Annotated in this window: 23 protein-coding genes; 13 read left to right on the plus strand and 10 right to left on the minus strand. The window is 46.7% G+C overall.

The features are described from left to right. Positions 1–1,114, minus strand: a 1,114-nt coding sequence (gene fabB, locus ACNA7P_RS07915) for a beta-ketoacyl-ACP synthase I (protein ID WP_416258080.1), incomplete at its 3' end; no start/stop codon positions are given. A 107-nt stretch (positions 1,115–1,221) separates the two neighbouring features. On the opposite strand from fabB, the gene mnmC reads away from it, so the two are divergent. After that, positions 1,222–3,327, plus strand: a complete 2,106-nt coding sequence (gene mnmC, locus ACNA7P_RS07920) for a bifunctional tRNA (5-methylaminomethyl-2-thiouridine)(34)-methyltransferase MnmD/FAD-dependent 5-carboxymethylaminomethyl-2-thiouridine(34) oxidoreductase MnmC (RefSeq protein ID WP_416258081.1) — start codon at positions 1,222–1,224, stop codon at positions 3,325–3,327. Between the two features lie 35 nt (positions 3,328–3,362). Here mnmC and ACNA7P_RS07925 read toward each other — a convergent pair whose 3' ends face one another. Continuing rightward, positions 3,363–3,656 carry a YfcL family protein gene (locus tag ACNA7P_RS07925; RefSeq protein ID WP_416258082.1) on the minus strand — a complete coding sequence of 98 codons (294 nt, stop codon included), beginning with the start codon at positions 3,654–3,656 and terminating at the stop codon, positions 3,363–3,365. 222 nt (positions 3,657–3,878) lie between these two features. Here ACNA7P_RS07925 and fldB point away from each other — a divergent pair, with 222 nt between their 5' ends. Then, positions 3,879–4,412, plus strand: coding sequence for a flavodoxin FldB (fldB, locus tag ACNA7P_RS07930; protein WP_416258083.1), 534 nt, complete (start codon positions 3,879–3,881; stop codon positions 4,410–4,412). Positions 4,413–4,414: 2 nt separating this feature from the next. Here the strand turns inward: fldB and ACNA7P_RS07935 are convergent, their stop codons facing one another. Beyond that, complete coding sequence (locus ACNA7P_RS07935) at positions 4,415–4,891, minus strand: HIT domain-containing protein (protein ID WP_416258112.1); 477 nt, start codon at positions 4,889–4,891, stop codon at positions 4,415–4,417. Between the two features lie 54 nt (positions 4,892–4,945). Then, entirely contained in the window at positions 4,946–6,676 is a 1,731-nt protein-coding gene (locus tag ACNA7P_RS07940) for a M28 family metallopeptidase (protein ID WP_416258084.1), read from the minus strand. Between the two features lie 232 nt (positions 6,677–6,908). Between ACNA7P_RS07940 and ACNA7P_RS07945 the strand changes: the two genes are divergently transcribed. The 3 genes from ACNA7P_RS07945 (at position 6,909) to ACNA7P_RS07955 (ending at position 9,958) form a co-directional block, all read left to right on the plus strand. Beyond that, positions 6,909–9,104 (plus strand): TonB-dependent receptor, encoded by a 2,196-nt coding sequence (locus tag ACNA7P_RS07945; protein ID WP_416258085.1) that lies wholly within the window; start codon positions 6,909–6,911, stop codon positions 9,102–9,104. A gap of 142 nt (positions 9,105–9,246) precedes the next feature. After that, positions 9,247–9,645, plus strand: coding sequence for an acyl-CoA thioesterase (locus ACNA7P_RS07950; RefSeq protein ID WP_416258086.1), 399 nt, complete (start codon positions 9,247–9,249; stop codon positions 9,643–9,645). A gap of 25 nt (positions 9,646–9,670) precedes the next feature. After that, positions 9,671–9,958 (plus strand): hypothetical protein, encoded by a 288-nt coding sequence (locus ACNA7P_RS07955; RefSeq protein ID WP_416258087.1) that lies wholly within the window; start codon positions 9,671–9,673, stop codon positions 9,956–9,958. Between the two features lies 1 nt (position 9,959). On the opposite strand, the gene ACNA7P_RS07960 is transcribed toward ACNA7P_RS07955, so the two are convergent. Together ACNA7P_RS07960 and cysS are read right to left on the minus strand one after the other, a co-directional pair. After that, entirely contained in the window at positions 9,960–11,501 is a 1,542-nt protein-coding gene (locus tag ACNA7P_RS07960) for a M17 family metallopeptidase (RefSeq protein WP_416258088.1), read from the minus strand. Positions 11,502–11,555: 54 nt separating this feature from the next. Further along, entirely contained in the window at positions 11,556–12,938 is a 1,383-nt protein-coding gene (gene cysS / locus ACNA7P_RS07965; protein ID WP_416258089.1) for a cysteine--tRNA ligase, read from the minus strand. A 126-nt stretch (positions 12,939–13,064) separates the two neighbouring features. Here cysS and ACNA7P_RS07970 point away from each other — a divergent pair, with 126 nt between their 5' ends. The 3 genes from ACNA7P_RS07970 (at position 13,065) to ACNA7P_RS07980 (ending at position 15,239) form a co-directional block, all read left to right on the plus strand. Beyond that, a complete protein-coding gene (locus ACNA7P_RS07970; RefSeq protein ID WP_416258090.1) occupies positions 13,065–13,865 on the plus strand; it encodes an LOG family protein in 801 nt (266 codons plus the stop codon). Positions 13,866–13,970: 105 nt separating this feature from the next. Beyond that, entirely contained in the window at positions 13,971–14,474 is a 504-nt protein-coding gene (locus tag ACNA7P_RS07975) for a peptidylprolyl isomerase (RefSeq protein ID WP_416258091.1), read from the plus strand. A gap of 27 nt (positions 14,475–14,501) precedes the next feature. Then, entirely contained in the window at positions 14,502–15,239 is a 738-nt protein-coding gene (locus tag ACNA7P_RS07980) for a UDP-2,3-diacylglucosamine diphosphatase (RefSeq protein WP_416258092.1), read from the plus strand. A 33-nt stretch (positions 15,240–15,272) separates the two neighbouring features. Here ACNA7P_RS07980 and miaE read toward each other — a convergent pair whose 3' ends face one another. Beyond that, a complete protein-coding gene (miaE, locus tag ACNA7P_RS07985) occupies positions 15,273–16,067 on the minus strand; it encodes a tRNA isopentenyl-2-thiomethyl-A-37 hydroxylase MiaE (protein ID WP_416258093.1) in 795 nt (264 codons plus the stop codon). Positions 16,068–16,217: 150 nt separating this feature from the next. Here miaE and ACNA7P_RS07990 point away from each other — a divergent pair, with 150 nt between their 5' ends. After that, positions 16,218–16,817, plus strand: a complete 600-nt coding sequence (locus ACNA7P_RS07990; RefSeq protein WP_416258094.1) for a Yip1 family protein — start codon at positions 16,218–16,220, stop codon at positions 16,815–16,817. A 155-nt stretch (positions 16,818–16,972) separates the two neighbouring features. Next, on the plus strand, positions 16,973–18,298 hold the full coding sequence (locus tag ACNA7P_RS07995) for a dicarboxylate/amino acid:cation symporter (RefSeq protein WP_416258095.1): 1,326 nt from the start codon (positions 16,973–16,975) through the stop codon (positions 18,296–18,298). A gap of 152 nt (positions 18,299–18,450) precedes the next feature. On the opposite strand, the gene sohB is transcribed toward ACNA7P_RS07995, so the two are convergent. After that, a complete protein-coding gene (gene sohB / locus ACNA7P_RS08000) occupies positions 18,451–19,467 on the minus strand; it encodes a protease SohB (protein ID WP_416258096.1) in 1,017 nt (338 codons plus the stop codon). Between the two features lie 177 nt (positions 19,468–19,644). Beyond that, positions 19,645–22,059 carry a VolA/Pla-1 family phospholipase gene (locus tag ACNA7P_RS08005; protein WP_416258097.1) on the minus strand — a complete coding sequence of 805 codons (2,415 nt, stop codon included), beginning with the start codon at positions 22,057–22,059 and terminating at the stop codon, positions 19,645–19,647. 209 nt (positions 22,060–22,268) lie between these two features. Here ACNA7P_RS08005 and ACNA7P_RS08010 point away from each other — a divergent pair, with 209 nt between their 5' ends. Next, on the plus strand, positions 22,269–23,021 hold the full coding sequence (locus tag ACNA7P_RS08010) for a YciK family oxidoreductase (protein ID WP_416258098.1): 753 nt from the start codon (positions 22,269–22,271) through the stop codon (positions 23,019–23,021). Then, complete coding sequence (locus tag ACNA7P_RS08015) at positions 23,005–23,823, plus strand: S1/P1 nuclease (RefSeq protein WP_416258099.1); 819 nt, start codon at positions 23,005–23,007, stop codon at positions 23,821–23,823. The genes ACNA7P_RS08010 and ACNA7P_RS08015 overlap by 17 nt, the downstream gene beginning before the upstream one ends. Here the strand turns inward: ACNA7P_RS08015 and ACNA7P_RS08020 are convergent. Continuing rightward, entirely contained in the window at positions 23,801–24,736 is a 936-nt protein-coding gene (locus ACNA7P_RS08020) for a CpcT/CpeT family chromophore lyase (protein WP_416258100.1), read from the minus strand. The genes ACNA7P_RS08015 and ACNA7P_RS08020 overlap by 23 nt on opposite strands. A 221-nt stretch (positions 24,737–24,957) precedes the next feature. On the opposite strand from ACNA7P_RS08020, the gene ACNA7P_RS08025 reads away from it, so the two are divergent. Next, the gene (locus tag ACNA7P_RS08025) at positions 24,958–25,950 is read left to right on the plus strand and encodes a WD40/YVTN/BNR-like repeat-containing protein (protein ID WP_416258101.1); all 993 of its coding nucleotides are present in this window, start codon (positions 24,958–24,960) and stop codon (positions 25,948–25,950) included. Positions 25,951–25,953 lie beyond the last annotated feature (3 nt).

A 25,953-nucleotide genomic window follows, 5' to 3' on the forward strand; every position in this document is an offset into this window, starting at 1 on the left:
CGATATTCATGCCAACCGCTTTTTCATCAAGTGTTTCAATATTGATCGATGGTGCTACAAAGCTTTCCTTCATCATTAATAATGAATAAATCGCTTCATGAACACCTGCAGCACCTAAGCTGTGGCCTGTCATCGCTTTAGTAGCACTGATTAACGGCGTGTTATCAGCAAATACTTCACGAATCGCCTCAAGTTCTTTTACATCGCCTACTGGCGTACTGGTACCATGGGTATTGAGGTAATCAATTGGCGCATCTAAGCCTTGCATCGCCATCTTCATACAACGCACGGCGCCTTCACCTGATGGAGCAACCATATCGTAACCATCTGAAGTAGCGCCGTAGCCCACGATTTCACCATAAATAGTAGCGCCACGGGCAAGTGCTGTTTCTAGCTCTTCAATTACCAACATACCGCCACCGCCGGAAGGCACAAAGCCATCGCGGCTGGAATCATAGGTACGCGATGCTTTCTCAGGCGTATCGTTATATTTTGTGCTCAGTGCACCCATCGCATCAAATTCCATGCCCAGGGTCCAATGTAACTCTTCACCACCACCCGCAAACACACGATCTTGTTTACCAAGTTGGATAAGCTCTAACGCATGGCCAATACAATGGGCGCTAGTGGCGCAAGCTGAACTAATCGAGTAGTTCACACCTTTAATTTTCATTGGTGTTGCTAAACATGCCGAGGTAGTAGATGCCATGCAACGCGGAACCATATAAGGGCCTACGCGTTTCACACCTTTCTCACGTAAGGTATCTGCTGCAGCTACTTGATGTTCACCAGATGCACCACCCGAGCCTACAACTAGGCCCGTGCGTTCATTGGACACTTCGGCTTCCGACAAACCTGCATCGGCAATCGCTTGTTCCATCGCGATAAACGCATACGCAGCAGCATCGCCCATAAAACGAAATGCCTTGCGATCGATATGCTCGCTCACATTAATTTTCAGATCGCCCCATACTTGGCAACGTAAACCCATTTCGGCAAAGCTTTCTGCGCGGGTTATACCTGAACGACCTTCTTTTAACGAAGCCAACACTTCCTGTTGGTTATTACCAATGCTTGATACAATTCCGATTCCGGTTACGACTGCTCGTCTCATTGAATCTATCCTGTTAGTAAATTTGGGGTATCATACCCTGTCCCGAAGAAAACGAAAACGCACTCTTAAGTGGTCTGCTGACTGAAGTATGAGAGTAATAGGTAAAAATGACAAAAATGTTTTCCCCGATACAACCAGCACGTGTCAGCTTTGATACGCAAGGAACGCCCGAATCAGCTCTATTTGGCGACATCTATTTTTCCCGGAAAAATGGTATCGCCGAGAGCACCTACGTATTTCTAGAGGGTAACGAGCTTAGCACACGTTTTTCAAATTCCGCCATAAAAGATGATCCGAGCAAAGTATGGATTATCGCCGAAACGGGGTTTGGTACCGGCTTAAATTTTCTTCTTACCGCAGCATTATTTCTTACTAAAGCCCCCTCTTGCGCTCGCTTACATTTCGTTAGTTTCGAGAAGTATCCTTTGCAGCTCAAGGATCTCGAGCACGCTATCAGTGCCTTTAAAAGCAGCGATACAGAGCATTTGCACGCCTTAGCAGAGCAACTATATGCACGCTATCCAACGTTTGTACCCGGGTTACATCGCTTGCATATCCACCCACGAATTACCTTAGATATCCATTTTGGTGATGTGTTGCAACAACTCCCTAGCTGGGTTAAAACAAACCCGCGCTGCGTAGATGCCTGGTTTCTTGATGGCTTTGCACCGCGTAAAAATCCGGGCATGTGGCAACCTGAATTGTATCGGGCAATCGCCATTAGCATGGCAACGCAAGCAACCTTAGCAACATTTACGGCCACTGGGCACGTGCGCCGGGGGTTACAACGGGTAGGAGTAACAATGCGCCGGCGGCCTGGCTTTGGCCGCAAACGCGATATGTTAATTGGTAAAATAGCGAAACTTGCGCACCCACCCAAGCATACACAAGCGCATGCACTGCCATTTTCAGAACCACCTGAGAGCGCCGCGGATAGGTGCGAACCAGCAAATATTACCATCGTTGGCGATGGCATTGCGGCAGCTTCGTTACTGTATGCGTTGCGCAATAATCCGCAACACATTCACTTATATAGCCAAGCCTCGGAGCCAGCTGCTGGTGCTTCGGGTAATGCGCAAGGTGCCGTTTACCCGTTACTGCAAGCTGATTGGACACCTGCCAGTAATTTCTTCAGCCGTGCCAATGATTATGCATTAGCCATGTATCGCGATGTAGCACCGCATCTTTGCCACATTTCGGGTGTGCAACAGTTATTGCAAAATCAGCACAGCTTACTAAAAGTTCGCTCGATTATTGGTAAGGAATTGTACCCAACTTCAATATGGCAAGCATTAACGCAAACCCAGGCCAGCCGCGCAGCGCATTGCGAACTACCCGCTCCAGCGGTGCTAATGGCAAAAGCTGGATGGGTGCAACCGCAACATTTAGTACAACAGATTTTTGCCTTCGTTCAGCGCTATCGCCAAGAACGAAAGCTGCCCCTTACGGTGCGCTTCGCTGCCACAGTTAAAAACCTTAAGCCAGAACAAGCAAGCTTAAGCAGTGCATGGTTGTTTGATGTGGTAACCACTAATCAATACGCTAACGAGCAAGCCGTTGTTACGCCTATGCGCACGCAGCAGTTCATATTGGCAACTGGGGCAGAAACCAATTCGTTACTGCCACAAGAGCTTTTACCAATTCGCCCAGTGCGCGGCCAAATCACGCAATTGCGGGTTCCAGAGCGGCACCCGCTGCGTTCGCTACAGCAGGTTATATGCCATTCTGGTTACCTAACTCCGGTACACAACAATAGTTGTTGCATCGGCGCTACGTTTGATAAAACTAGCGCAACAGCCAACTACATTGAGCAGGATAACGAGACTAATGTGGAGCAACAGATTGCCAACTTAGGTATTGATTTCAGCGAATTAGAAATTATCAGTGGCCGGGCTGGTGTTCGTGCTACTACGCCCGATCACTTACCGATGGTTGGTAGGGTTCCGTTTTATCAATCTGCTGATGTGGTAACCGGCAATACCGAAGTAGGAAATTGCGCAGATGGGCTGCACGAATGGCAAAATTTGTGGGTGCTTACCGGGCTTGGTGCGCGCGGCTTAACGAGCGCCCCACTCGCTGCAGAGTTGCTAGCTAATCTTCTTGAAAACCAACCGTTACCCTTGCATCTCCCCTTGGTGGAGGCTCTTGCCCCCGATCGCTTCGCCAAACGAGCGCTTATTCGCAAGCAACCTGTGTTTGTTTTGCAGGAATAGCGATTCGTTTACCAAAGCCTAAGGAATTCGTTGCTTTAATCAATGCTAGCCATATTGTCTGCCGCAGCAATGAGGCGTTCAAGCATGTTTTTCACATGCTGCTGGTCCTGCGGATTTAACTCACCACGAGTATTGTGCAGAGCCAAGCGCAGCTCTTCCCATAGCTTCTCAGGCGCCTGCTCGCCCTGCAATTCAAGTTGTGCAACTACAAGGTCAAAGTGACCACGCAAGTAGCCGCTGGCGAATAATTCATTATCATCACCGTTTACTACAGCTTCATCAAAAACAACTTCTAGCGCATCTGCTAACGCGGATAACTGCTTTGCCATAACCACCTCACTATCACCCCACCATAAAATTCGCAGCGATTGTAGCTGATCTTGCTGCCTCACTCCAGCGTATGGTTTGCCATTACTATGCTTAAAACATGCATAATACCAAGCGCAATTCGGTGATGAGCTTAAGTACAGTTTCTGCTATGCTTGGCGCCCCTAATATCCTAATTGTTATCACGATGTGCTGTGCACAACCATTTGGAGCTTCCGTAGTTTATGAGTGATTTTCGTATTGGCTTATTTTATGGGTCTACCACCTGCTACACCGAGATCGCAGCAGAAAAAATACGCGATGTTATTGGGGCCGATATTGTTGAGCTGCACAATATTAAAGATACACCACTAAAAGCTGCGGAAGATTACGATATTTTGGTGTTTGGCCTCTCCACTTGGGATTTCGGTGAAATTCAAGAAGATTGGGAAAGCCGCTGGGATGAAATAGCAAACCTTAACTTGCACCATAAAACCATTGCGCTATTTGGCATGGGGGATCAACAAGGTTATGGCGAGTGGTTTCAAGATGCTCTTGGCATGTTACATGATGCCATTACTGACACCGACCCTGCCGGCACAATTCGCCGCATCGGTTTATGGCCTAATGCAGGCTACGATTTTATCGCGTCAAAAGCCCTTATCGAAGATAACAATTTATTTGTTGGGTTAGCCCTGGATGAAGATTCTCAGTACGAGCTATCAGATGAGCGTATTCACGCTTGGTGTATGCAAGTTCTTGAGGAACTCGCTGGCTAACCTCAATCATCTGTGTTCAATGATGGATGCAGTAATGCATCAATATCATCTATCGCAGGACGGTATTCAGCGAGCTTCGTTTCTACCAGCTGAATTCGTCTTGCCGCCTCTTCAACTGCATAATGTTTTGCGGGCAACTTCCCCCACACCGGAGCTGGCCAAACCGCATCATATTGCGTGCGGACAATATGGTGTAAATGCAGTTGCGGTACCACGTTACCCAATGCGCCAATATTCAGCTTCTCACCATTGAATTGGTTCATAATCATATCGCCAAACCAACTCGATTCATTCACTAAGCGAAATTGGTCTGCCAAACTTAGCTGATATATCTCCCGCACATCGGCCAATTTTGGCACTAAAATAAACCACGGATACTGCCGATCATTCATCATCAGCACTTGGCACAGCGGTAAATGGCCAACCTTAAAACAATCTGCTTCAAGTTGCTTGTGCAAAACATAGGTGCCGGCAGCTATGCCGGCACCTTGTTCATTCTCAGATGGGTCTGGAAATGTATTTGTGGCCATTGATTAATCTCGTACTGGGCTATCGGCTGAGAAAATCTTACCGAAGTAGCTATCGCTCAACCAATACGGTGCTTCATCAGCATTAGCGATTTCCATACCAATTTCGAAGTTAATATCGGTAAATAGCGCACCAAAATCATAGCGAATACCGCCATAGGTTTCCGTGAGGGTTTCAATATCATCGCCAGGGCGGTGATAGTTCTCCGCAAAGAATTTACCCCAAATTTCACCACCGTTTTCATCTTCATCTTGTGAGGTAAAACCGGTCATTAGAAATACGGCCGGAATACCTTGGCGTACTAGGGTGTAATGATCCGAACGGGTGAAGATCGCTTGTTCTGGCATTGGGTCTGGGCTTAACGCAATATTATGTTGGCCAGCCGCTCGCGCCACCACATCACCTAGGCTTGAGTGATCCGCACCAAACGCAATTACATCCGCAAATGGGTACAGCAATACTGGCATATCAAGGTTCACATTCGCCACGATACTAGTAAGTGGCACCGTTGGGTTGTGAGCGAAGTAATCAGCACCCAACAAACCTTTTTCTTCAGCGGTAACCGCGGCAAACATAATCGAGCGACGCGGCCCACTGCCAGCGGCTACTTGCTCGGCATACATACGTGCAGTTTCTAGCATCACCGCAACGCCCGCGGCATTATCAAGGGCGCCGTTGTTTACTTTTGATGTAGTAGAAAAATCACGTGCTAACCCAATATGATCCGAGTGCGCTGTATACAGAACGTATTCATGTTTTAATGTTGGATCGGAGCCTTCGATCATGCCAATTACGTTCGGGCTATCAATTTCGCTAAAAATAGATTCACGACGCATGGTTACACTTGCGTTCAGTGCAAACGAAGGTGGCCGCTCACCAGCCTCTAATGCTGCCCATATATCCTCTAGCGTGTATTCAGCGTCAGCAAACATAGGTTCTGCAGCACGGTAATCAAGATAAGCACTACCTCGTAGTTGGCCATCTTCACCATGCGCATTACCATCAGTGTCTAACCAACGCATGCGCGCGCCGCCAGAAAACAACACTGCTTGCTCAAATGGCCGCACGGCCTCACGCTCTGGTGTGTGCAAAGTGATAAAGCCAACAGCACCGCGCTCTGCAGCTTGGCGTTGCTTCTGCGCCCCTAAATGGGCAGCTTCTTCACTTGGTAAACCCTGAGTGCCGCCACTTACTGCAATCACAATCTTATTCTCAACATCCAAACCTTCGTAATCATTAATGCCGAACGTTTCAGAAACTAATCCATACCCTACGAATACCACTTCGGCATTTACTTCGGAAATTTCTTCTGCAGTACTTGCCGTGGTAGTGAAATGACGACGATACTGCAACTCATGCTCACCCGATGGGGTTGCGATCACAAATGTAGGTTGCGTATCGGCTAGTCGCGCAGAGCGGAAAGGAACACGCTGATAATAACCGTCCGTTCCTGCTTCTTTTAGCCCCATAATTTTGTATTGCGTAGCGATATAGTGCGATGCAATTTCATGCCCTCGCTCGCCCGTATCGCGGCCTTCCAGCAAATCACTTGCTAAAAATTCGAGGTGCGCTTGCACTGCATCAGGGTTAGCACTGGAAGTAACCTTTTGCTGTTCAGGTGCGGGAGCGCATGCACTTAACAAAAGTGCTGCGGCTAGCGCCGTTAACAACGTTGGCAAGGTTAATTTTTTGCCCGTAGCATGCGTATCGCGGCGAGAAACGTTTTGGTATTCCATTATGGCTTCCGTTTTTTGAAATCAGGATTTATGTGAGGATTCTTAGCACTTTAAGCTAACTGCAGTAATTAAGTAACCCAAGGCATTAAAGAATATCGCAGTTTATCTGCTTTCTGCCGCACCAGCACCCAAAAAACTTGTGAGTGACGAAGAATTTATGTAATGTTATATTATCACATACCTAATAACGATAACTTACTCCTTAACTTAATTCTTAAATTACGGGTGAATCATGATGTTAAAGAAGACCCCCATAGCCCTGGCTATCGCGGCATTATTAACTCCACAGCTGGTTCTCGCTGAAACGCCACAAACCGAAGAACGTAGCGAAGCACGCGACACTGAAAAACAATACGAACGTATTGTTGTTACAGCTTCTCCACTACAGAAAACTGCATTGGAAAGTGCGCAACCCGTGCATGTTTTACATGGCGATGAGCTGCGGGCCAACGAAGCGGCTACTTTAGGCGAAACCCTACGCGGCTTACCTGGCGTGCAAGCAACCTACTACAGCCCCACTTCTAGTAGCCCAATCATTCGCGGCCTTGATGGCCCGCGAGTTAAAATTGTGCAGAATGGTTTAGATGTTGCTGATATTTCTCGTGGTGGTCCGGATCATGCGGTTTCTACCGAAGCAACTACCGCACAACAAATCGAAGTATTGCGTGGGCCAGCCACTTTGCTGTTCGGCAGCGGCGCCAGCGGTGGTGTAGTAAATGTGGTAGATAATCGTGTGCCACGGCAACAAATTAATGGTTTAGAGGGCTCATACGGTGTGCGCTATAACAGCGTTTCTGATGAGCGCAGTGGTAGCTTTGATTTAAATGCTGGCCAAGATGATTTTGCTCTGCATTTAGATGGTTTCTACCGAAAAGCTAACGATACTCGTGTGCCTGAGTTCCATGGCCCGGATGGTCATGAGGATAGAATTGAAAATAGTTTCACCGACGATAAAGGCGCAACTATTGGTGGTAGTTACTTTTTCGACCGCGGTTTTGCTGGCATTTCATTTGGCCGTTTAGAGCGAGATTATGGAATTCCTGGGCATGCGCACGATGATAGCGATGAGCATGGCCATGATGAGGATGAGCATGATGACCACGACGACGGTATTTTTGCCCGTATGAAGCAAGACCGAATCCAATTTCTTAGTTCGATTGAAAATCCGTTTACTGGCTTCGAAAGTGTAGATGTGAGTGTTGGCTATACCGATTTAAGCCATGCAGAAATTGAAGATGATTTTATTGAAACCGGCTTCGGCCTTGAGCAAACCGAGCTGCGCATTATCGCGCGGCACAATCCTATTGCCGGCTGGCGCGGTGCTGTAGGTACTCAAGTATCATTCCAACAATATGAATCGTTTGGCGCCGAGGCATACACACCAAGTTCTGATACCGATATGGTAGGCGGGTTTTGGATCGCTGAGAAAGCATTTGGTGACATTACTTGGGAACTAGGCGCTCGTGCTGAACAAGTTGAAATTTCAACAGAAAATTTCAATACCCTGCGTTACACTCCGTTAAGTGCATCTACCGGCTTCAATTGGCAGGTGAGCAATGGTTTGAAATTATCCAGTAGTGTGAGCTACAGCGAACGCGCACCGCAAGCAAACGAGCTTTTTGCAAACGGCGCTCACTTCGCTACTCGCACGTATGAAGTGGGTGGTGTGTACAAAATTCATTCCTTGGTGGCAGACCCTGCGGATGACCATGACCATGCAAACACCATGTATGAGTTAGAACTGGCCGATTTTGCCTTGGCGAAAGAGCGCTCATTAAATCTCGATTTTGGTATGCACTTTGAAGGTGATAAGTGGCATCTGGATGCAAGCTTATTCTTCAACCGAGTGAACAACTTTATTTATCAGCAGAGTTTAGGTTTCGTGAGCGAAGTGCTCGATAGTGATCTATTTCATGCGGACCATGACGATCATGGCCATGATAATGATCATGATCATGAACATGAATTCGGCGATTTACCGGTGTATCAGTATCAACAACGTGGTGCCGAGTTATATGGTTATGAGCTATCCGGCCGTTATGTATTTAACTCAGAGTGGCGTTTAAATGGTTTCTCGGATTACACCCGTGCCGTGTTTAGCAGTGGTGGTAACGTGCCACGCATTCCAGCCCAACGTTTTGGTTTAAGCACTACCTTTACGCAAGCAAAATGGGACGCTACCTTAGGTTATACCCATTACTTTGCACAAAATCGTACAGCTGAAAATGAAACAGCAACCGATCAGTTTGGCTTGGTGAATTTACATGTGAACTACTACCCTGGTTATTTTGCAGGGCAAGATTTGTCTGTGTATTTCAAAGCTGAAAATATCACTAATGAACTAGGCTATGCGCACAGTTCATTTATTAAAGACTACGCGCCACTTCCTGGCCGTGGATTTAGTTTAGGTGTTCGGGCTCGCTTTTAAACTGCGGTGCTGAGCCTTTCCGGTTAATAACTCGGCACTAACGAGCAATTCGAATAGAATAAAGCCATTGCATTGAATGCTGTGGCTTTTTTTTACGCTATAATGTCTTTAGATCAGCTTATCTCTATTAAAAGGAATAATGATGCGGTTCTTATCCAGACGCTTAGTAATGCCGAATGATTTAAATTTTGCTGGCTCCCTATTTGGTGGGCGTATTCTCGAATGGATTGATGAGGAAGCCTATATCTTTGCGAGCTGCCAACTAGATCAAAAAAGTTTGGTAACTAAGCATATGGGCGCAATCACCTTCGAAGCTTCCGCATTCCAAGGTGATGTGGTTGAGTTTGGTTTGGAAATAAAGCATGTAGGCAGAAGCTCTCTTGCAGTTACCTGTGTAGTTCGCAATAAAGGTACGAAACAGAATATATGCGTGGCCGACGATATCGTTTTTGTGCACATCAATAGCGATACTCGCAAGCCTGAGCCACATGGAAAAACTAAAGAACAACTGGATTTATTAAAAATAGAGCCACCAATGTAGGTGGCATCTAAAACGAGGTGCTGTTATGTACCAAGGTAAAGTATTACCCAAGCCACCCATTAAATTAATGTTCTTAATGGCTAGCGCTATTTTGTTAGCTGCTTGTAGCGATAACAAAATACACCGAACCAATTACAATTATATTGATATCGGCATGCACTACACACAAGTGCAGCATCATCTCGGCGAACCCACTTGGTGCGATGACCCAAATCGGCCTACTGAATGCCGCTGGGGTTCTGATGACAAGCATATTCATATTACCTTTGTAGCTCGCCGAGTGGTTGATAAACGCAGCCGCGGTATTGAATAGCTTAAGGTACTGCGATAAAAGCACCAGCTAATGCCAACACCGGAGTTGCCGTTGGCTTGCCATGCTGCCAATCACCACCTTCTACACCACTTCCTGCAATATCAATATGAATATAAGGCAATGGCTTTGCACTATTAACACCATGCTCGGCTAATCCGGCTACTTCTGCCAAAAATGCCATAGGGAATTGGTGTCCACGCTTGGTTGTTGCCGAAGGACCATTATTCGAAGACAGTAAATCATCTGCTTTGGTGCGGCCGCGCACAAAATCAAAATCCTCACGCCGGCTTGGTGATAATTCAGCTGGATCGGCCCAACGCTCACCAGCGTCTAAAAGTTTCTGTACCAACCCAGATTGTTGCGCAGGCCCATTCGGCACGAGTGCCGTGTATGGCCCTTTCGCCACTGCTGCGTGGCCGGTAAGGGTTGCCACCGTATACAAACTCGGCTGAATTTCATGCTGTGCTAACTCGGTAAGGTGCGCCAAACAATCCGCCATTACCAAACGGCCTTCAGCATCTGTATTACCAATGCGCACACGTTTGCCAGAACGGCCAGTAATAATTTCATCTGCTACAAAGGCCATGGCATCAATGTTATTGCGAACTACAGCTAGCTCCGCAATCACTTTCACACCCGCAGGTTGTATTTCCGCAACCGCTTTAACAAAGCCTGCAACACCTGCTGCACCGCCCTTGTCACGGCTCATTCCCGCCATATGGCCACCGATTTTTAAATCAGCCCCGCCGGTATCATAGGTGATGCCCTTGCCAACCATAAGCAATGTTTCCGTTACCTCACCCTCCGGTACGTATTCTAAGCGAATCACGCAAGGCCGCTGATGCGTATGAAAGGATGCCCGGGCAACCGCCGCCAATAGAGGATACTCATGCTCCAGTTGGGGTTGATCATCAACTACTTGCATCTTCACAGCAGTACCCGCAAATGCTTGCTGACAATACTCGGCAAACCGAAGTGGTGACATACGCTCCGGTTCAGTGCCGCACAAATCACGCGCTACTCTGCGGCCACTTTCCACTGCGGTTAACCAATTGGCTGGCTGCTGGGTTGGCCCCACCAAATAGATACGGTAAATCTCTTCTAGCCCCTCACCGAAATGTTCACGAGCTTCTAATGGCTCATATAGCCCCTGACAAAAACCAAACCAAGCCGCTTCTCGAGCCAGTTTGAATGCCGGGTTTTCGGGAACCTCTGGTAACCACAAGGCCGGTGCTTTCGCGCCAGCATTACGCGCTACTAATGCCGCACTGCGCGCTGCATCATAAAATCGGCGCACATCATCGTAATCACGATGTAAAGAACCGGTAGGCGCTAAAATTAAGCGTTGTGCTGGAGCCTCTGCACAACGAACTACATTCACACCGGCAGTGATGTGCGCGTTTATTGCACTGGCATCCGCTACACTATTGGCAAATGGCTCTGGCAATTCATGTAAATGTTCAGCCACTACGATCAGCGCATCTGCTTGCGTATTGTTCACTTCAGCTATCGAAGCGATGAGTTCCAAATTTGGGGTTCTCATTATTAATAACCTCTTATCTCTCACATACCAGTTTACAAAGTATGTATCATACGATTATTGACGGCGCCACAGCGTGCCCTCAGCTGTGTCTTCGAGCACGATTCCGAGTGCTTGTAGCTGATCTCGTGCTACATCTGCGCGTTGCCAATCCTTTGCTGCGCGCGCTGCATTCCGTTCTGCAATTAAAGCTTCTATATGCGCTACATCGGTATCCACATCAGCGCCCTTTAAAAAGGCTTCCGGTGCTTGCTGTAAAATGCCTAATACAGCCCCATATTCAATCATCAAGCCTACTAATTGCGCAGCAGCTGAGAGATTTCCGGCTCGCTGCCGGTTTACTTCGCGGGTAATATCGAACAGTACCGACATCGCTTCTGGTACGTTAAAATCGTCGTTCAGAGCAGCCCGGAACCGCACTTCATATGGCGCTCTAATTTCCGCACTAGTTTTTGCTGCCGTGATACCACGCATCGCCGTATACAACCGCTCTAAACCAGAGTGCGCTTGCTGCAAATGCGATTCTGAATAATTTAACTGGCTACGATAATGCCCAGAAAGCAAAAAGAACCGCACTGTTTCCGCTGTGTATTCTTTCAGCACATCACGAATGGTAAAAAAGTTGCCCAGTGATTTCGACATCTTCTCTTGGTTCACTTGCACCATTCCCGTATGCATCCAGTAATTTACATAAGGTGTATCGTGCGCACAGCAAGATTGTGCAATCTCGTTTTCATGATGCGGGAACATTAAATCGGAACCGCCACCATGAATATCAAAGTGCTTACCTAAGTGTTTGCCATTCATAGCCGAGCATTCAATATGCCAACCAGGGCGCCCTGCGCCCCAAGGGGAATCCCAACTCGGCTCCCCTGCTTTGGCTTTTTTCCACAATACGAAATCCATAGGATTGCGTTTGCCATCGCTAACTGCAACTCGCGAGCCTGCTTGCAATTGATCTAAGTTTTGGCCACTCAAACGGCCGTATTCCGGATAGCTGGATACATCGAATAGCACATCTCCAGAATCGGCGATATACGCATGTTTTTTTGCCAGCAGTTGCTCAACCATTTCGATAATTTCTGCCATGTGCGTGGTTACGCGAGGTTCAATATCAGGTTCTACTAAGTTGAGGGCTCGAAAATCCTCATGCATAAACTGCAAATAGCGTTCTGTTATAAAATGAATATCTTCATTATTTTCCGCCGCACGGCGAATAATTTTATCGTCTACATCGGTAACGTTACGCACAAAAGTAACCTTATAGCCGATGTAACGTAGATACCTTATCACTACATCGAAGGCCACATAGGTACGCGCATGGCCGATATGGCATAGATCGTAAATCGTTACACCACACACATAAAGGTTCGCCTCACCTTCAGTGATTGGCTTAAATTCTTCTTTCTGTTGCGTTAACGAATTATATAGCTTTAACATCGCTTCAAATCTCACTGTGTATTGCGCGTTACCTAGGATTCTAAAACCCGTATACTATCAGCATCAGAGCTTATTTTCAGTAGCAAATATCCTGTTTCCAAGTTGCATTTAAAAAAGGAACAACCGATGGCAAATAGTACTAAGGCTCGGCCGCCATTATCGTATAAAGATGGTCATAAAGAACGAAATGAAGAGCCCCATCTAGAAATTAGTGAAGCTGCAGAAGTGGAAGAGCATCGCCGAGCAGAACATCTCGCCCAAGAGTGGATGGCTGCCGAGAAAACATTTAACGGCGAAGATGTTGATTACACCATTTCCATATTTGGTAGCGCCCGAATACCAGCTCCTGAAGATGAATGTGGCAGTAACCCATGCCGGGCACTATGTTCTTTCTATAACGAAGCACGCGAGCTTTCATTTCACATAGGCGCCTATATCGAGACAAATCACCTTACCAGCACCCGCTTAATTACGGGGGGTGGCCCGGGCATTATGGAAGCTAGTAGCCGAGGTGCGGCGGAGGCTGGGCACGGCAGCATTGGCTTAAATATCGTGCTGCCGCATGAACAGCGATTAAATCCATTCATTGCCGCCAAACACAGTATTGAGTTTCAATATTTCGCGTTACGAAAAATGCATTTTCTTAAGCGTGCTAAAGCACTTATCGTGTTTCCAGGCGGCTTCGGCACACTCGATGAGCTATTTGAAACACTTACGCTGATGCAAACAGGTAAAATGCCCCGCATCCCGGTGTTTTTATATGGTAAGAAATTCTGGAATGAGGTGATTAATCTAGAGTTACTTGCTGAGTATCAATTGATTGATGCGGAAGATTTAGCCTTGTACCACATGGTAGATAGTGTACACGAGGCTTGGTTACAGATAGAGCCCATCCTTATAGAAATTAGTGAACTAAACCAAACCTGAGCGGTTTCCCGGCGCGGGGGAGTATCAGCTGAAGCGGAAATCCTTTACAATAAGGGCTTGCAAACTTCTGTTCTTGCAGTTCACCCAGATAATTTGGAATTTAAGATGAATGTAACTTTACACACCTCTATGGGCGATATCGAAATCGCATTATTTGCCGACAAAGCACCTGCAACTGTTGCTAACTTTGTTTCTTATGTACGCGATGGGTATTATGCAAACACCATTTTTCACCGCGTAATTAACGGTTTCATGATTCAAGGTGGTGGCTTCGAGCCTGGCATGACGCAAAAGAGCGTAAATGCACCGATTCAAAACGAAGCGAGCAACGGCATTTCCAACAAGCGTGGAACCATTGCTATGGCGCGCACTAGCGATCCGCATTCGGCCACAGCTCAGTTTTTTATTAACGTTGAAGATAATGGCGAACGCGGTCTAGATTTCCGGAACGAAACACCCAATGGCTGGGGCTATTGTGTATTTGGTGAAGTAGTGAGCGGAATGGACGTAGTTGATGCTATTCGCGTGGTAAAAACTGGCAATGCGGGCTTTCACCAAGACGTACCTGTTGAAGATGTAGTGGTCAACAACGTTAGCATTGCTGAATAACCACTTTCGCAATTATGGAATGATAAAGTGACCACACGTTTTATTTCTGATTTGCACCTTAGTGAAGAGCGCCCTGATATTACGGCGCTCTTCGTTGAGTTCTTGCGAACAGAAGCACGTACAAGTGATGCTTTATATATTCTAGGTGATTTAGTGGAGTATTGGATTGGCGATGATCACCAAACGGATTTTCATCGCCTTATTCAAACTGAGCTAAAGGCATTTACCGCCACCGGTATCCCCTGTTACTTCATGCACGGCAATCGCGATTTTTTGATTGGCCAACAGTTCGCTGAACACACCGGCATCGTTATTCTCTCAGAGCCCGCAACCATTGATTTATATGGCCGCCGCGTAGTGATCTTGCATGGGGATACATTATGCACTGATGATATGGCCTATCAGCGCTTTCGAAAAGTAATTCGTAACCCAATGCTGTTAGCACTAGCAAGAACATTGCCATTGAGTTGGCGCCGCTGGCTAGCGCATAAATTGCGTGATAGTAGCTCTGGCAATCAGCAATTAACTGCTGAGCAACTGCAAAAGTATGATGCTAAGAATCCAGCAGTAGAGCAGCTTTTAGCGAGCAGTGGAGCTGATTTAATGATTCACGGCCATACCCATCAACCTGATATCCACCAACACACCGTAAATGGCCGTGCTTGTCAGCGCATTGTGCTCGGAGATTGGTACGAGCAAGGTTCAATTCTTGATATCGATGGTAAGCACTTCGAACTGCGTTCGCAGGCATTGCCAAAACCTTAGTTCAGCACTAAGAAATAATCTCGATACTCGGCTCTATTGCACGGGCCCACTGTGAAAGCGTAGTGCCTTATCAGGGCTTTCTATTAACTTCTGTTCAATTGCCAAAAACTTCTGCACGCGCTCGTGCACGCCCGCCCCTTCTACCATTTTCGCTAACGCCAAGTAATCTTCGAAGTGGCGGGCTTCTGAGCGCAATAACGATACATAAAAACGCGCAATTTGCTCCGGCAAAAACGGTACCAAGGCGGCAAACCGCTCACAAGAGCGTGCTTCGATAATCGCCCCGATAATCAATTTATCCACCAAACCGCCTTTCTCTGAGCCTCGGATATGCCGCAGCATGCCCGCGGCATAACGGGAAGCAGACGTAGGCTGTAGTGCAATATTATGCTGCTCCATAATACTGAATACTTGATCAAAATGGTGCAACTCCTCTTTCATAAGCAACACCATACGATCCACCAGCTCATGTTGCCAAGGTTCGCCTTGTTGCAAACGCAGCCGCGGCACCGCATTGTTTTTATTACCACTCGTTAACGTTGCTAGCTCATCTGCAGCGAGTAAATGGCCGCGATAAACACGAGTTTCATAAGGATCCAGCCAAGTAAGGATCTGCTCTGCATTTTCCTTATCCACTGCATAGCGGCGCAATAACAAACCAGCACTTTGCGCCGCTTTCAATTCGCAATGCAGATGATCTGTTAACAGCAATGGCAGGTATTTTGGGTTCGCAGCCTGCTCTATCCAGCGCGTTGGCGTTTTACAATGCAAAAAAGCGTGAATCGGTGCTAGTAAATCTTGGTAACTGTGTAACAATTCATTCGGCATAAGTAACATCTTTATAACAAAAAAATCTGAACAGCTTTTGTTCAGAACCTTTCAATCTTGATCTATACGGCCTGTCCGTATCTATAATGGTATACCACCGTTGTGGTGTTTAATAGTATTCGGAGCCGCGGCTTCTAGGAGAAAATAATAATGATACTAAATCATATCTGGGGTCTCTACGCTCACCCGGTAGAGGAATGGAAAACAATTGATGAGCGCCACGAAAGCTTACGCTTTTCATTATCCCACATCCTTATTGTCGCTTTAATCCCTTGTATTGCAGCTTACTATGCTGCGGCGCATGTGGGGTGGAACATTGGTGCTCGGGAAACTATCCAACTTGCACAAAGCAGCGCTATGGTAATGTCCGTAGCAATGTACTTTGGTTTAATTGGTGGTGTGGTTGCTCTTTCCTACATTATTCATTGGATGGCAAAAACCTTTGGTGCCCAGCCAAGCTTCACGCAATCACTTGAGCTTGCAGCATACACAGCAACACCAGTAATGATGTCTGGAATTGCAGCTGTATATCCGGAGCTGTGGTTCGTAGCCATGGTGTTCCTCGCTGGTGTAGCCTACTCGGTTTACCTACTTTACTCAGGTGTGCCTATCCTCATGCACATCCCAGAAGAGCGCGGTTTCATCTACGCGAGTTCTGTAGTTACCGCTGGGCTAGTGCTCATGGTAGTGCTGATGGCGGGAACCGTAATTGCTTGGACCAATGGCATTGGCCCAACATTCGTAGGCTAAACAACCTTGTAGTAGCTAACAAGCAGAGTTGAATGCGAAAAAGAGGAGCCGTTGCTCCTCTTTTTATTTGCTCATTCTAACTTGTCGGGCTTTGGCTATTACGGCATCTCTGGTAGGCTAGCGGTCTATATAATAACAATTTTCAGGACATTCACATGCACCTAAAAAAACTTGGCCTCACCGGCAAAATCGTGATCGGCATGTTAGCTGGGATCATTTTCGGCCTTATTCTTAATTCGCTTATCGCCGGCGATACTGAGAGTTGGCTCAAATTTGTAATTGTTGATGGCATACTGCGTGTTGTTGGCGAGTTTTTCATCACCAGTTTAATGATGCTCGTTGTGCCGCTAGTATTTGTATCCCTTGTAATTGGTACTTGCTCTATGAGCGACCCAAGCAAGCTTGGCCGCATTGGCGGTAAAGCGGTAGTGCTCTACATCGCCACTACCGGTATCGCTATTAGTATTGCACTTACCATCGCATCTCTAGTTAAACCCGGCAGCGGCGCCTCAATGGCCGGCCAAGAAGTGAATTTTGAAGCCCAACAGGCGCCAAGTTTCGTAGATGTGTTGATCGGCATGGTGCCACGTAACCCAATCAACGCAATGGCCGAAGGCAATATGCTGCAAATCATCGTTTTTGCACTGTTATTCGGTATCGCGATGGCGTTAATTGGTAAGCCTGGCGAGCGCTTGAAAACCTTTTTTGAAGACGTAAATGAAGTGATCATGAAGCTAGTAATGATCCTCATGCATGTGGCACCGTACGGTGTGTTCGCGTTACTTGCTCGCACCTTTGCAGATCTTGGCCTCGGTGATTTATTGGGTGATTTAGCCGTTTACTTCGTAACAGTACTGGCTATTTTGCTCATTCATGGATTTATTGTTTACCCCATCATATTAAGTACCCTTACACGATTAAACCCGCTCATTTTCATCAAGAAAATGTTTAGCAACCAAATTTTCGCATTCAGTATATCCAGCAGCAATGCCGCTATTCCAGTTACCTTGCGCACCACTACAAAACGCCTGGGTGTCGATAATAAAATTGCCTCGTTTACTGTTCCTCTCGGCGCCACTATTAATATGGACGGCACCGCTATCATGCAAGGCGTGGCAACCGTATTTATCGCGCAGTTGTATGGTATCGATTTATCGATGCAGCAATACTTAATGGTGATTCTCACCGCCACCCTAGCATCAATTGGTACTGCCGGCGTTCCTGGCGTGGGCCTGATCATGTTGGCTATGGTATTCCAGCAGGTAGGCTTGCCGGTAGAAGCAATCGGCCTAATTATTGGTGTGGATCGCTTACTTGATATGACCAGAACCGCAGTAAATATTACCGGTGATGCAATGGTATCAACGATTATTGGTAAATCAGAGCAACAGTTGGATGAAGATGTTTTCAACGATCCAAGTGCTGGTTTAAACCCCGCGCAAAGTAATCAGCAAAACGATACGTCCTCAACATCAACCTAACGCTTTGCAAGGTTTTAAAGCACGTATGAAAAAGGCTCAGTAGCAATGGCTACTGAGCCTTTCTTCTTTGCGTTTAGCCAACGCACATTGCAAAACTAACCATACTTCATTAGCGTTACTGCCTGGATGGCTTCAGAACCGCGCTAATTAGCTTACCAGCGCCATAATCGGCTGCGTTGCACCCAGTTCATGATCAACCTATCTGCTGCGCTCTGAGCGCCCTGCGAAAAGCGCTCTGCTAACTTCGGCTTCGCTTTATACTCAACGTGAAATACTTCTCGATGTTTTGCGGCGTCCAACAGCACATCGTCACTGGTTTGAATTGCATCAATTAACCCTTGCTCGAGTGCCTTTTTACCGTACCAAATTTCACCGGTAGCCACTTTGTTAATATCTAAACTCGGTCTATTCTCAACCACAAAATCTTTAAATAGCTGATGCACACCTTCAATATCTTCCTTAAACTTTTCCCGACCCTTATCAGTATTTTCGCCAAACAAGGTTAACGTGCGCTTATACTCACCCGCGGTAATCTGCTCAAAATCGATATTATTCTTTTTCAGTAAACGATGAAAATTGGGTAACTGCGCCAATACACCTATCGAGCCCACTACTGCGAAAGGCGCTGCAATAATCTTACTACCAATACATGCCATCATATAGCCACCACTAGCGGCTACCTTATCTACTGAAACAGTAAGCTTCACCCCAGCATCGCGCAAACGTTGCAGTTGCGCTGCCGCCAAACCATAACCATGCACAACACCACCTGGGCTTTCTAAACGCAATAAAACCTCGTCTTCGCCTGGTTTAGCTACAGCAAGAATCGCTGTTACTTCTCGGCGCAGTGATTCAGTTTCATGGGCATCCATAGACCCCTCAAAGTCTATTACGAACAAGCGCTGCTCGGGCTTTTCTGCCGCTTTTTTCTTCGCTTCTTTCGCAGCTTTATGAGCCTTCTTACGTTGTTTTGGATTCAACAACTCCATAGAGATTTTTTCACGTATTTCAGTAAGTGATTCACTTAAGTTATGAATCAGTAACTCACCCTTACGCTCTTTCTGGCGGCTTGCCGCATTAATTATCATTCCCAGCACTACCATTACGCCGATAACGATGGTGGCCACTTTCAGAAGAAAGATGCCATATTCCGTGAGGTGCTCTAACATTCATTTTGCCCTGTATTTAGATAAACAATTGCCTAACTGTAACGCCTATTGGTGGGTATTATCTAGACAAGAATTAGAAAAAATAAAGGCCAGCACTAGTGCTGGCCTTTAATTATTACTGCAACGCTTTTCTGAAAGGATTTAGCAAAATTAATCTTTCATGCTTAAGCGTTGTGGTTACTGCACCAAATCAGCAGAGATATTTAACACTCGGCCGTGGCTCTCAAACCAGAAACCTATCGATTGCTGCATATCTTGTGTAATTGCTGCACGAGTTTCAGGATTTGCTGCTGCATCATTAGGATCCAATAATGATGAATGGCCTGCACCAATATAGCGCACTGCTGCACTAATTGGGTCTGCGTCCATCATCGAGGTTGAAACTAATGGTAAACCAAGCTCTCGAATTAACGGCTCCGTGCCACCCAGTGGGTGCGCAGTACGGTTTGGTACTACACGATCGCCATTTGCTTGAATTAAGTACATGGGTGTTTCAGTTGCCCGTGCACGAGCCGCAAAGTTGATTGGATCACCCGAATCTACCACAGTTTGTGCTGCAAACTGGAACTGCGCCAAGGTTGCTTGTAATGCTGCTTGTTGAGCCGCATTGGCAATACCGCCTTGATAGAACGCGACATAAGCTTGTGGTAAGAAATCTAAGAACGCAGGGCTCTGTGGATTAATACCAGAAGATATCGCTGCCTCTACTGCATATTCTTGGAATGCTGGAAACGCTTGGAATGCAATTTGGCCACCAATTACCGGACCGAAGCTTTCTGATTCCAGTAGGAACGGCGCAATACCGCCACCAGGCATACCCAACGCTGCTTGTTGCACGTTGAAAAATGCTTGTGCTGGAGCCAAATTGCCTTGCAGTGGCGTGTTGGTCACGGCAACAAAGTTTGTTCCAGCGATAGCACCCAAAGAATGGCCAACAAACTTAACTTCGGTTGGGTTGATCAAGCCACTCATTGCCGCATTCGAGAAGTTTAGACCAACTCGCACACCTAGCAAATCTGCAACAGATTGGCGTAAGTTATCCCGTGCGGTTACCAAACTACCGAGGTTAAGATAATCGGTTGGTGAACCACCACTGTTCGTTGAAGCGTTGATCACACGAACCACTTCACCTGCGGCATTTACAATTTCAAACCCGCGATCACCATGCAATGGATGGTCGATTGCAACAACTGCGTGGCCCGTAAGCGCCATGGTACCCGCAATCGGCAAGAAGTTGGTTTTGTTACCTGTAATCCCGTGCTGGAACATCACTACTGGCCAACCATCTGCTGGCATTACTAATGGCTCTAATCCCAAACCAGCACGAACCACATTCACTGTAGCAACATCAGGAACAGACATCATTAATGGTACTTGATGAATCGCTCTCGGTGCAGGAATTGGATTGTATTTAGTTAAATGACGAAAACGATCCATTGTTGCCAAAGCCGTATCCGCAGCTGCTTCATAGGTTACTTGGCCCGCTAAACTCGCTGGGTTCGCTAAATCAGCAGGGTTAACACCAATAGCAATGAGATCTTCAACCGAAACGGCTCCAGATTGCACACCCAAAATGATAGAGATTGGGCTTACGAAGCCTGCATTCCAGCTTTCAGTTAATGGTGCAGTTGGATTTTCTGCTGTTGGAACTGCGCTATAATACGGCAGTGTAACCTCACCAACATGAATTTGTGCAGAGTTGGCAATTAGGAACGTGGCACCTGCTTCAGGTGGAATTCCTAACAGGGTAGCTGCAGTTTGGCCAATCGGCATTGAGCTCATTGCAGGGCGCAAATCTTCCCGCAATAACATCTGCTTGGCTACATCTAATACATCGCCAATTGATTGCGTAGTGAAGTGCGAGCTATAGATTACGCTCTCAGTATTTACCCCGCCTTGGTTTAATACAGCCAAGTGGCTATTAATAATCCCTTGTAATTGCTGCTCTTGAGCGCCACCAATTGGATCTGTTGCCAATGGCTTGCTAAGCAAATAATAGGTTGAAGACGGACGCACCGCTCGGCCCAAATCATCAGTGATAGCATTGGTTAGCGTAGCTAGGTAGCCAGTTTTCGGCTCATAAGGACGCAGTGGCACTACCTGTACTTGGCCACCACTGAACACTACAGTGAAATCTTCACCGTGTTTCAGTTCGCCAACAAACTTACATGCCGTTCCCGCCGGAGCAGTAATACAATCGGCATCACTGGTATCTGCACCAGTTACGATTTTAAATACACGCACGGCACCTGGAGCTGTTACCGAGCTAGCGTTAATACCCACGCCATCAGGCAAGGTAAAGCCAAAGGTAAGCGGCATCGCTGTTGACCAACCATCTAACGCATTAATCGCGTTTTGCGGGTTGCCAAAATCGGCTGCGTCAGGAACGGGGATATTCAGGGTACCGTCAGTGGTGCCCCCCAATAGAATATCGCTCGGAACAGGAAGATTACCTGCACCCGGATCAAACGCTACACGTGCGAATGGAATTTGTACTTCTTCTTGAGTTACAGGGGCATCGTTACCATCAGGCAAGCAGGCGGTTAGGCCTAATGCTGAGGTGATTGCCAATGTCAGAAACAGTTTTTTCATGAGGTATCCCCAATCCTTATTGTTCTAGTTCTTAAACTACTGCAATACGTACTACAGTGTAGCCGATTGTTCATTAGACGTTAACAGAAAGTTATACACCTCTGCTAATGATTATTAAAGAATTTTCGTCGAGTTTCCGATCTGTTACTGAGTTAACGCGCAAAAACAGGTAAACTTAGGGCAAATCTTTAACCAGTAAAGTAGGCATTATGCAGCATTATCAGAACTATCAGGCGCCAGCTGATGCGTTGGCAAATAAAGTTATCTTAGTTACCGGTGCTGGCGATGGCATTGGCCGAGTGGCCGCCATTACTTATGCACAGCACGGTGCAACAGTAATACTCCTTGGCCGTACCACGAAAAAACTAGCAGCGGTTTATGATGAAATTGTTGCTGCGGGCTACCCTGAGCCTGCAATTGTTCCTCTGGATATGAAGGGCGCTACGGAAAGTAATTATCAAGATATGGGCGCCACCATCATTGACCAATTTGGCCGCTTAGATGGGTTATTACATAACGCATCCATTTTAGGCGTGCTTTCACCCTTTGCGCATATCGATTTACCTACTTGGAACGATATCATGCAAGTAAATGTAACGGCGCAGTTCTTGATGACCAAAGCGTTATTGCCCGCTTTGCTGAAAGCGCCTGCCGCATCGGTTATCTTCACCTCCTCCGGGGTTGGCCGCAAAGGCCGCGCGCACTGGGGCCCATATGCTGTATCAAAGTTCGCCACCGAAGGTATGGCTCAGGTTCTTGCTGATGAATATGAGAATTCATCACTACGAGTGAATGTTATCAACCCAGGCGCTACACGCACTGGTATGCGCTCGCGCGCTTATCCTGCTGAAGATGCAAGCTTGTTAAAAACTCCAGCAGATCTCATGCCTACTTATCTGTATTTCATGAGTGATGAAAGTAAAAACACCACGGGAGAATCAGTAGATGCGCAAACTCGTTAGTACGCTTATTATTGTAGGTTTAATGTTAATCCCTATGCGCGGTGCTACTTGGGGCTTTCAAGGGCACGAATATATTGGTGCCATGGCTTGGGAATACTTAACCCCAGAAGCACGTGTTTGGGTGCAGGAGCGCCTTGAACTCGTGGATGAGCCATCGCTGGCTGTTATCACCACATGGGCCGATCGTGTGCGGGGAACTGAGGAAGGACGTTGGATGGGCCCATTACATTTTGCCAACATCCCCCCTACTGAAAGCAGCCTTAATATGGAACGGGATTGTCCGAATCGACGTTGTGTTATAGGTGCTGCCATGAATGATATTGAAATCATGCTTGATACCAATACAAGCGCGCAAGCTCAGGCCGAGGCGCTGCGCACGTTCAGCCATTGGATTACTGATATGCATCAGCCGTTGCATTTGGGATATCAACATGATCGCGGCGGCAATGATGTGCGAGTAACCTTTTTCGGCAGTGAAACAAACTTACACCGCTTGTGGGATACGGTAATGATTCGCGGTATGGATGATATGCCAGCGCCGGCTGAACAAGCGCAGCTGAACCCACTACCAGAGCCTGCTAGCCAGGATTGGCATGCTGAGTTAACTCGCTGGGCGAACGAATCGTACTACTACGCTCGCAAGCACGCCTACCAAGAGGAAAAGTTTGCACATAGCGATGATTTAAACAATGCCGAGTTAGGTGAATCCTATTTCAATCAAGCGCGGCCAATCGTTGAGCAGCAGTTAATTCTATCTGCACAACGAATGGCGATGATCATTAACGCGGCAGCACATCAATAACTGATTCCGCTAGCCTTAATTCAACGCGCAGCCGTTCAGCGTTTGCGCGCCACTGCCCTGCTCCTAAGTATTCCATATTTGCGGAAAAAACAGGTTCATCTTCAGTTTGCCGATAAATTCGCAATATCAATTCATCTGCATTCTTGGCATTACCAATAAGTTGGATATCATGGCCAAGAAACAATTCATCTTCAGCATTCAACAAAGCAACCCGTTGATCATGATCGTGCATTGGCCCTTCTGGAATCGCTTCTACCCACTCATTATCACTGCGTGCATCGGCACCAGCTGGGAGAAATGTTATTTCGGCATGAAAAAAGCGAATTCGCTCTAGAACTAATGCGTTACCATCCACATCACCCAGTAAAGGCTCACCATCGTCTGCCACAGCAGTATCAACCACTTCTAATTGGTAAGGGTGCAAGTTTAATTGCGAAGAAATCGATACTACTCGATTCAACTCATCTTTAAACGCACAAAATCTACCATCACGATTACCATGCATCATGTTTCCCTCAGCACGCCAAGTAATGCTGCAACCTTCAAGCTGTTCTAATTGTGGCGAAATACCTATCTCATCAAAGAACCACTCGCCATTAAAATCATCTGGTAACAGATAGATATCTTGAATAATTGTATGATTACGCTCATTTATGCGGAAACGATACAGGTGCTCACGGTAGCTATCTGTAGGTGTAACCAACGAACTTTGTTGCACCCACAGCGCCTTCTCAGTACCCAAATTAATAGTAGCTTGGCGCATCAAAATGGGTGGGTAGCCGCCAACCGGGCCATGCTCAAAAATATGTTTTAAATTTGAAAACTCACCATTTAACCATTCGATGAGTATCCGTTTTTGCTCTGCTAACGTATGTTCAGTTAGAGTTTGTGCAGAAGTGGTTGAATCATCCAAAGAAAGCACAGTAGCTGGTTGAGCGTGGCTTATAGAGATTGAAGATGCGATAACACATGCGGTGCAAAAAACACGAACAGGAAAATACTTTAACAACAGAAATTTCACAATCAAACCTTATCAGCGTTCCATTACATCGGAAGCAATTTGTATTTATGGTATGGTTAAGATCACTATATCACAGGCATTATCTGTGTTCGAAATGGGAATTAGGAACTGTTATGGCGAAACATTATATCTCGAGCTTTATCTGGCTTGGTGCAGCCCTCACTTTTACGGTTGCTGCAGAACAGAACCAAGAATTGCCAAGTTCTTCGTGGAAGAGCATTTTTGTTGTCGATAACAATACTATTTGGGTTGGTAGTGGCGAAGGCAAAGTGGCCGTATCGGAAAACGCTGGCGAAACATGGCAAGTAAGTACACCCGGCGGGCGCAGTGCCAACTTAGATATTCGGCAAATTGTTGCATATGATAACCGCCATGCCTTTCTGCTTTCGAGCGGGCGCGGCGAACGCAGCCGATTAATGCGCACACGAAACTCTGGTTTTAGTTGGCGTCAACTTTATCGCGCTAATGGCGATGAATACTTGCACTGCTTTGATATTATTCCTGATGGCGAAAGCTGGGTGTTAGGCGAAGCAATTCTTGATGATTGGCATGTGGTAAGAAGTAGTAACACTAATCATTGGATTAGTTCACGCAGTGGCTTTGCTGAGCGCTCTTTAATGGGGGAAAGTGCAAGTGATGATGGCAATTGTGTAACCTTTGCGAACAACTTTTGGGCCATGGGCACAAAAGATGCTGAGTATGCTCGCTTAGTGTATAAATCAGCTCGCGCGCTGCGCTTTCAAGTAGTGAATACTCCCTTAACCGGCGGAGCAGGCAACGGTATTCATGCTGTTTATCCACTAGGTAACAACGATATTTTAATCGCCGGCGGTGCTGAGCAAGGCCCTCCTGAATTTTACCGCTACACCAACGGCAGCTTTACAGAATTGAATACTCCACCGCTGGAAGGCCCGCTCACACAAATGGTGATAGCTGGCAGTTGGACACTCGTGGGGAATACCAACGGCGTTTATCGCAGTGACAACTTCGGCGATAGCTGGGCGCAAGTGAGCGCTAGCGGCGTAAAAGGGCTTTCCTGCAGTGAATCAGGGGCTTGTTGGGTAATTACGATTGACCATGAGGTAGTAAAGCTACCAGCACTATAACCC

The organism is Aliidiomarina sp., from assembly GCF_047920995.1.
Taxonomy (GTDB): domain Bacteria; phylum Pseudomonadota; class Gammaproteobacteria; order Enterobacterales; family Alteromonadaceae; genus Aliidiomarina.

Coding starts and splice junctions, on each gene's coding strand:
- mnmC (WP_416258081.1), top strand. CDS start 1,222: ATGACAAAAATGTTTTCCCCGATACAACCAGCACGTGTCAGCTTTGAT.
- ACNA7P_RS07925 (WP_416258082.1), bottom strand. CDS start 3,656: ATGGCAAAGCAGTTATCCGCGTTAGCAGATGCGCTAGAAGTTGTTTTT.
- fldB (WP_416258083.1), top strand. CDS start 3,879: ATGAGTGATTTTCGTATTGGCTTATTTTATGGGTCTACCACCTGCTAC.
- ACNA7P_RS07940 (WP_416258084.1), bottom strand. CDS start 6,676: ATGGAATACCAAAACGTTTCTCGCCGCGATACGCATGCTACGGGCAAA.
- ACNA7P_RS07945 (WP_416258085.1), top strand. CDS start 6,909: ATGATGTTAAAGAAGACCCCCATAGCCCTGGCTATCGCGGCATTATTA.
- ACNA7P_RS07950 (WP_416258086.1), top strand. CDS start 9,247: ATGCGGTTCTTATCCAGACGCTTAGTAATGCCGAATGATTTAAATTTT.
- ACNA7P_RS07955 (WP_416258087.1), top strand. CDS start 9,671: ATGTACCAAGGTAAAGTATTACCCAAGCCACCCATTAAATTAATGTTC.
- ACNA7P_RS07960 (WP_416258088.1), bottom strand. CDS start 11,501: ATGAGAACCCCAAATTTGGAACTCATCGCTTCGATAGCTGAAGTGAAC.
- cysS (WP_416258089.1), bottom strand. CDS start 12,938: ATGTTAAAGCTATATAATTCGTTAACGCAACAGAAAGAAGAATTTAAG.
- ACNA7P_RS07970 (WP_416258090.1), top strand. CDS start 13,065: ATGGCAAATAGTACTAAGGCTCGGCCGCCATTATCGTATAAAGATGGT.
- ACNA7P_RS07975 (WP_416258091.1), top strand. CDS start 13,971: ATGAATGTAACTTTACACACCTCTATGGGCGATATCGAAATCGCATTA.
- miaE (WP_416258093.1), bottom strand. CDS start 16,067: ATGCCGAATGAATTGTTACACAGTTACCAAGATTTACTAGCACCGATT.
- ACNA7P_RS07990 (WP_416258094.1), top strand. CDS start 16,218: ATGATACTAAATCATATCTGGGGTCTCTACGCTCACCCGGTAGAGGAA.
- ACNA7P_RS07995 (WP_416258095.1), top strand. CDS start 16,973: ATGCACCTAAAAAAACTTGGCCTCACCGGCAAAATCGTGATCGGCATG.
- sohB (WP_416258096.1), bottom strand. CDS start 19,467: ATGTTAGAGCACCTCACGGAATATGGCATCTTTCTTCTGAAAGTGGCC.
- ACNA7P_RS08005 (WP_416258097.1), bottom strand. CDS start 22,059: ATGAAAAAACTGTTTCTGACATTGGCAATCACCTCAGCATTAGGCCTA.
- ACNA7P_RS08010 (WP_416258098.1), top strand. CDS start 22,269: ATGCAGCATTATCAGAACTATCAGGCGCCAGCTGATGCGTTGGCAAAT.
- ACNA7P_RS08015 (WP_416258099.1), top strand. CDS start 23,005: ATGCGCAAACTCGTTAGTACGCTTATTATTGTAGGTTTAATGTTAATC.
- ACNA7P_RS08025 (WP_416258101.1), top strand. CDS start 24,958: ATGGCGAAACATTATATCTCGAGCTTTATCTGGCTTGGTGCAGCCCTC.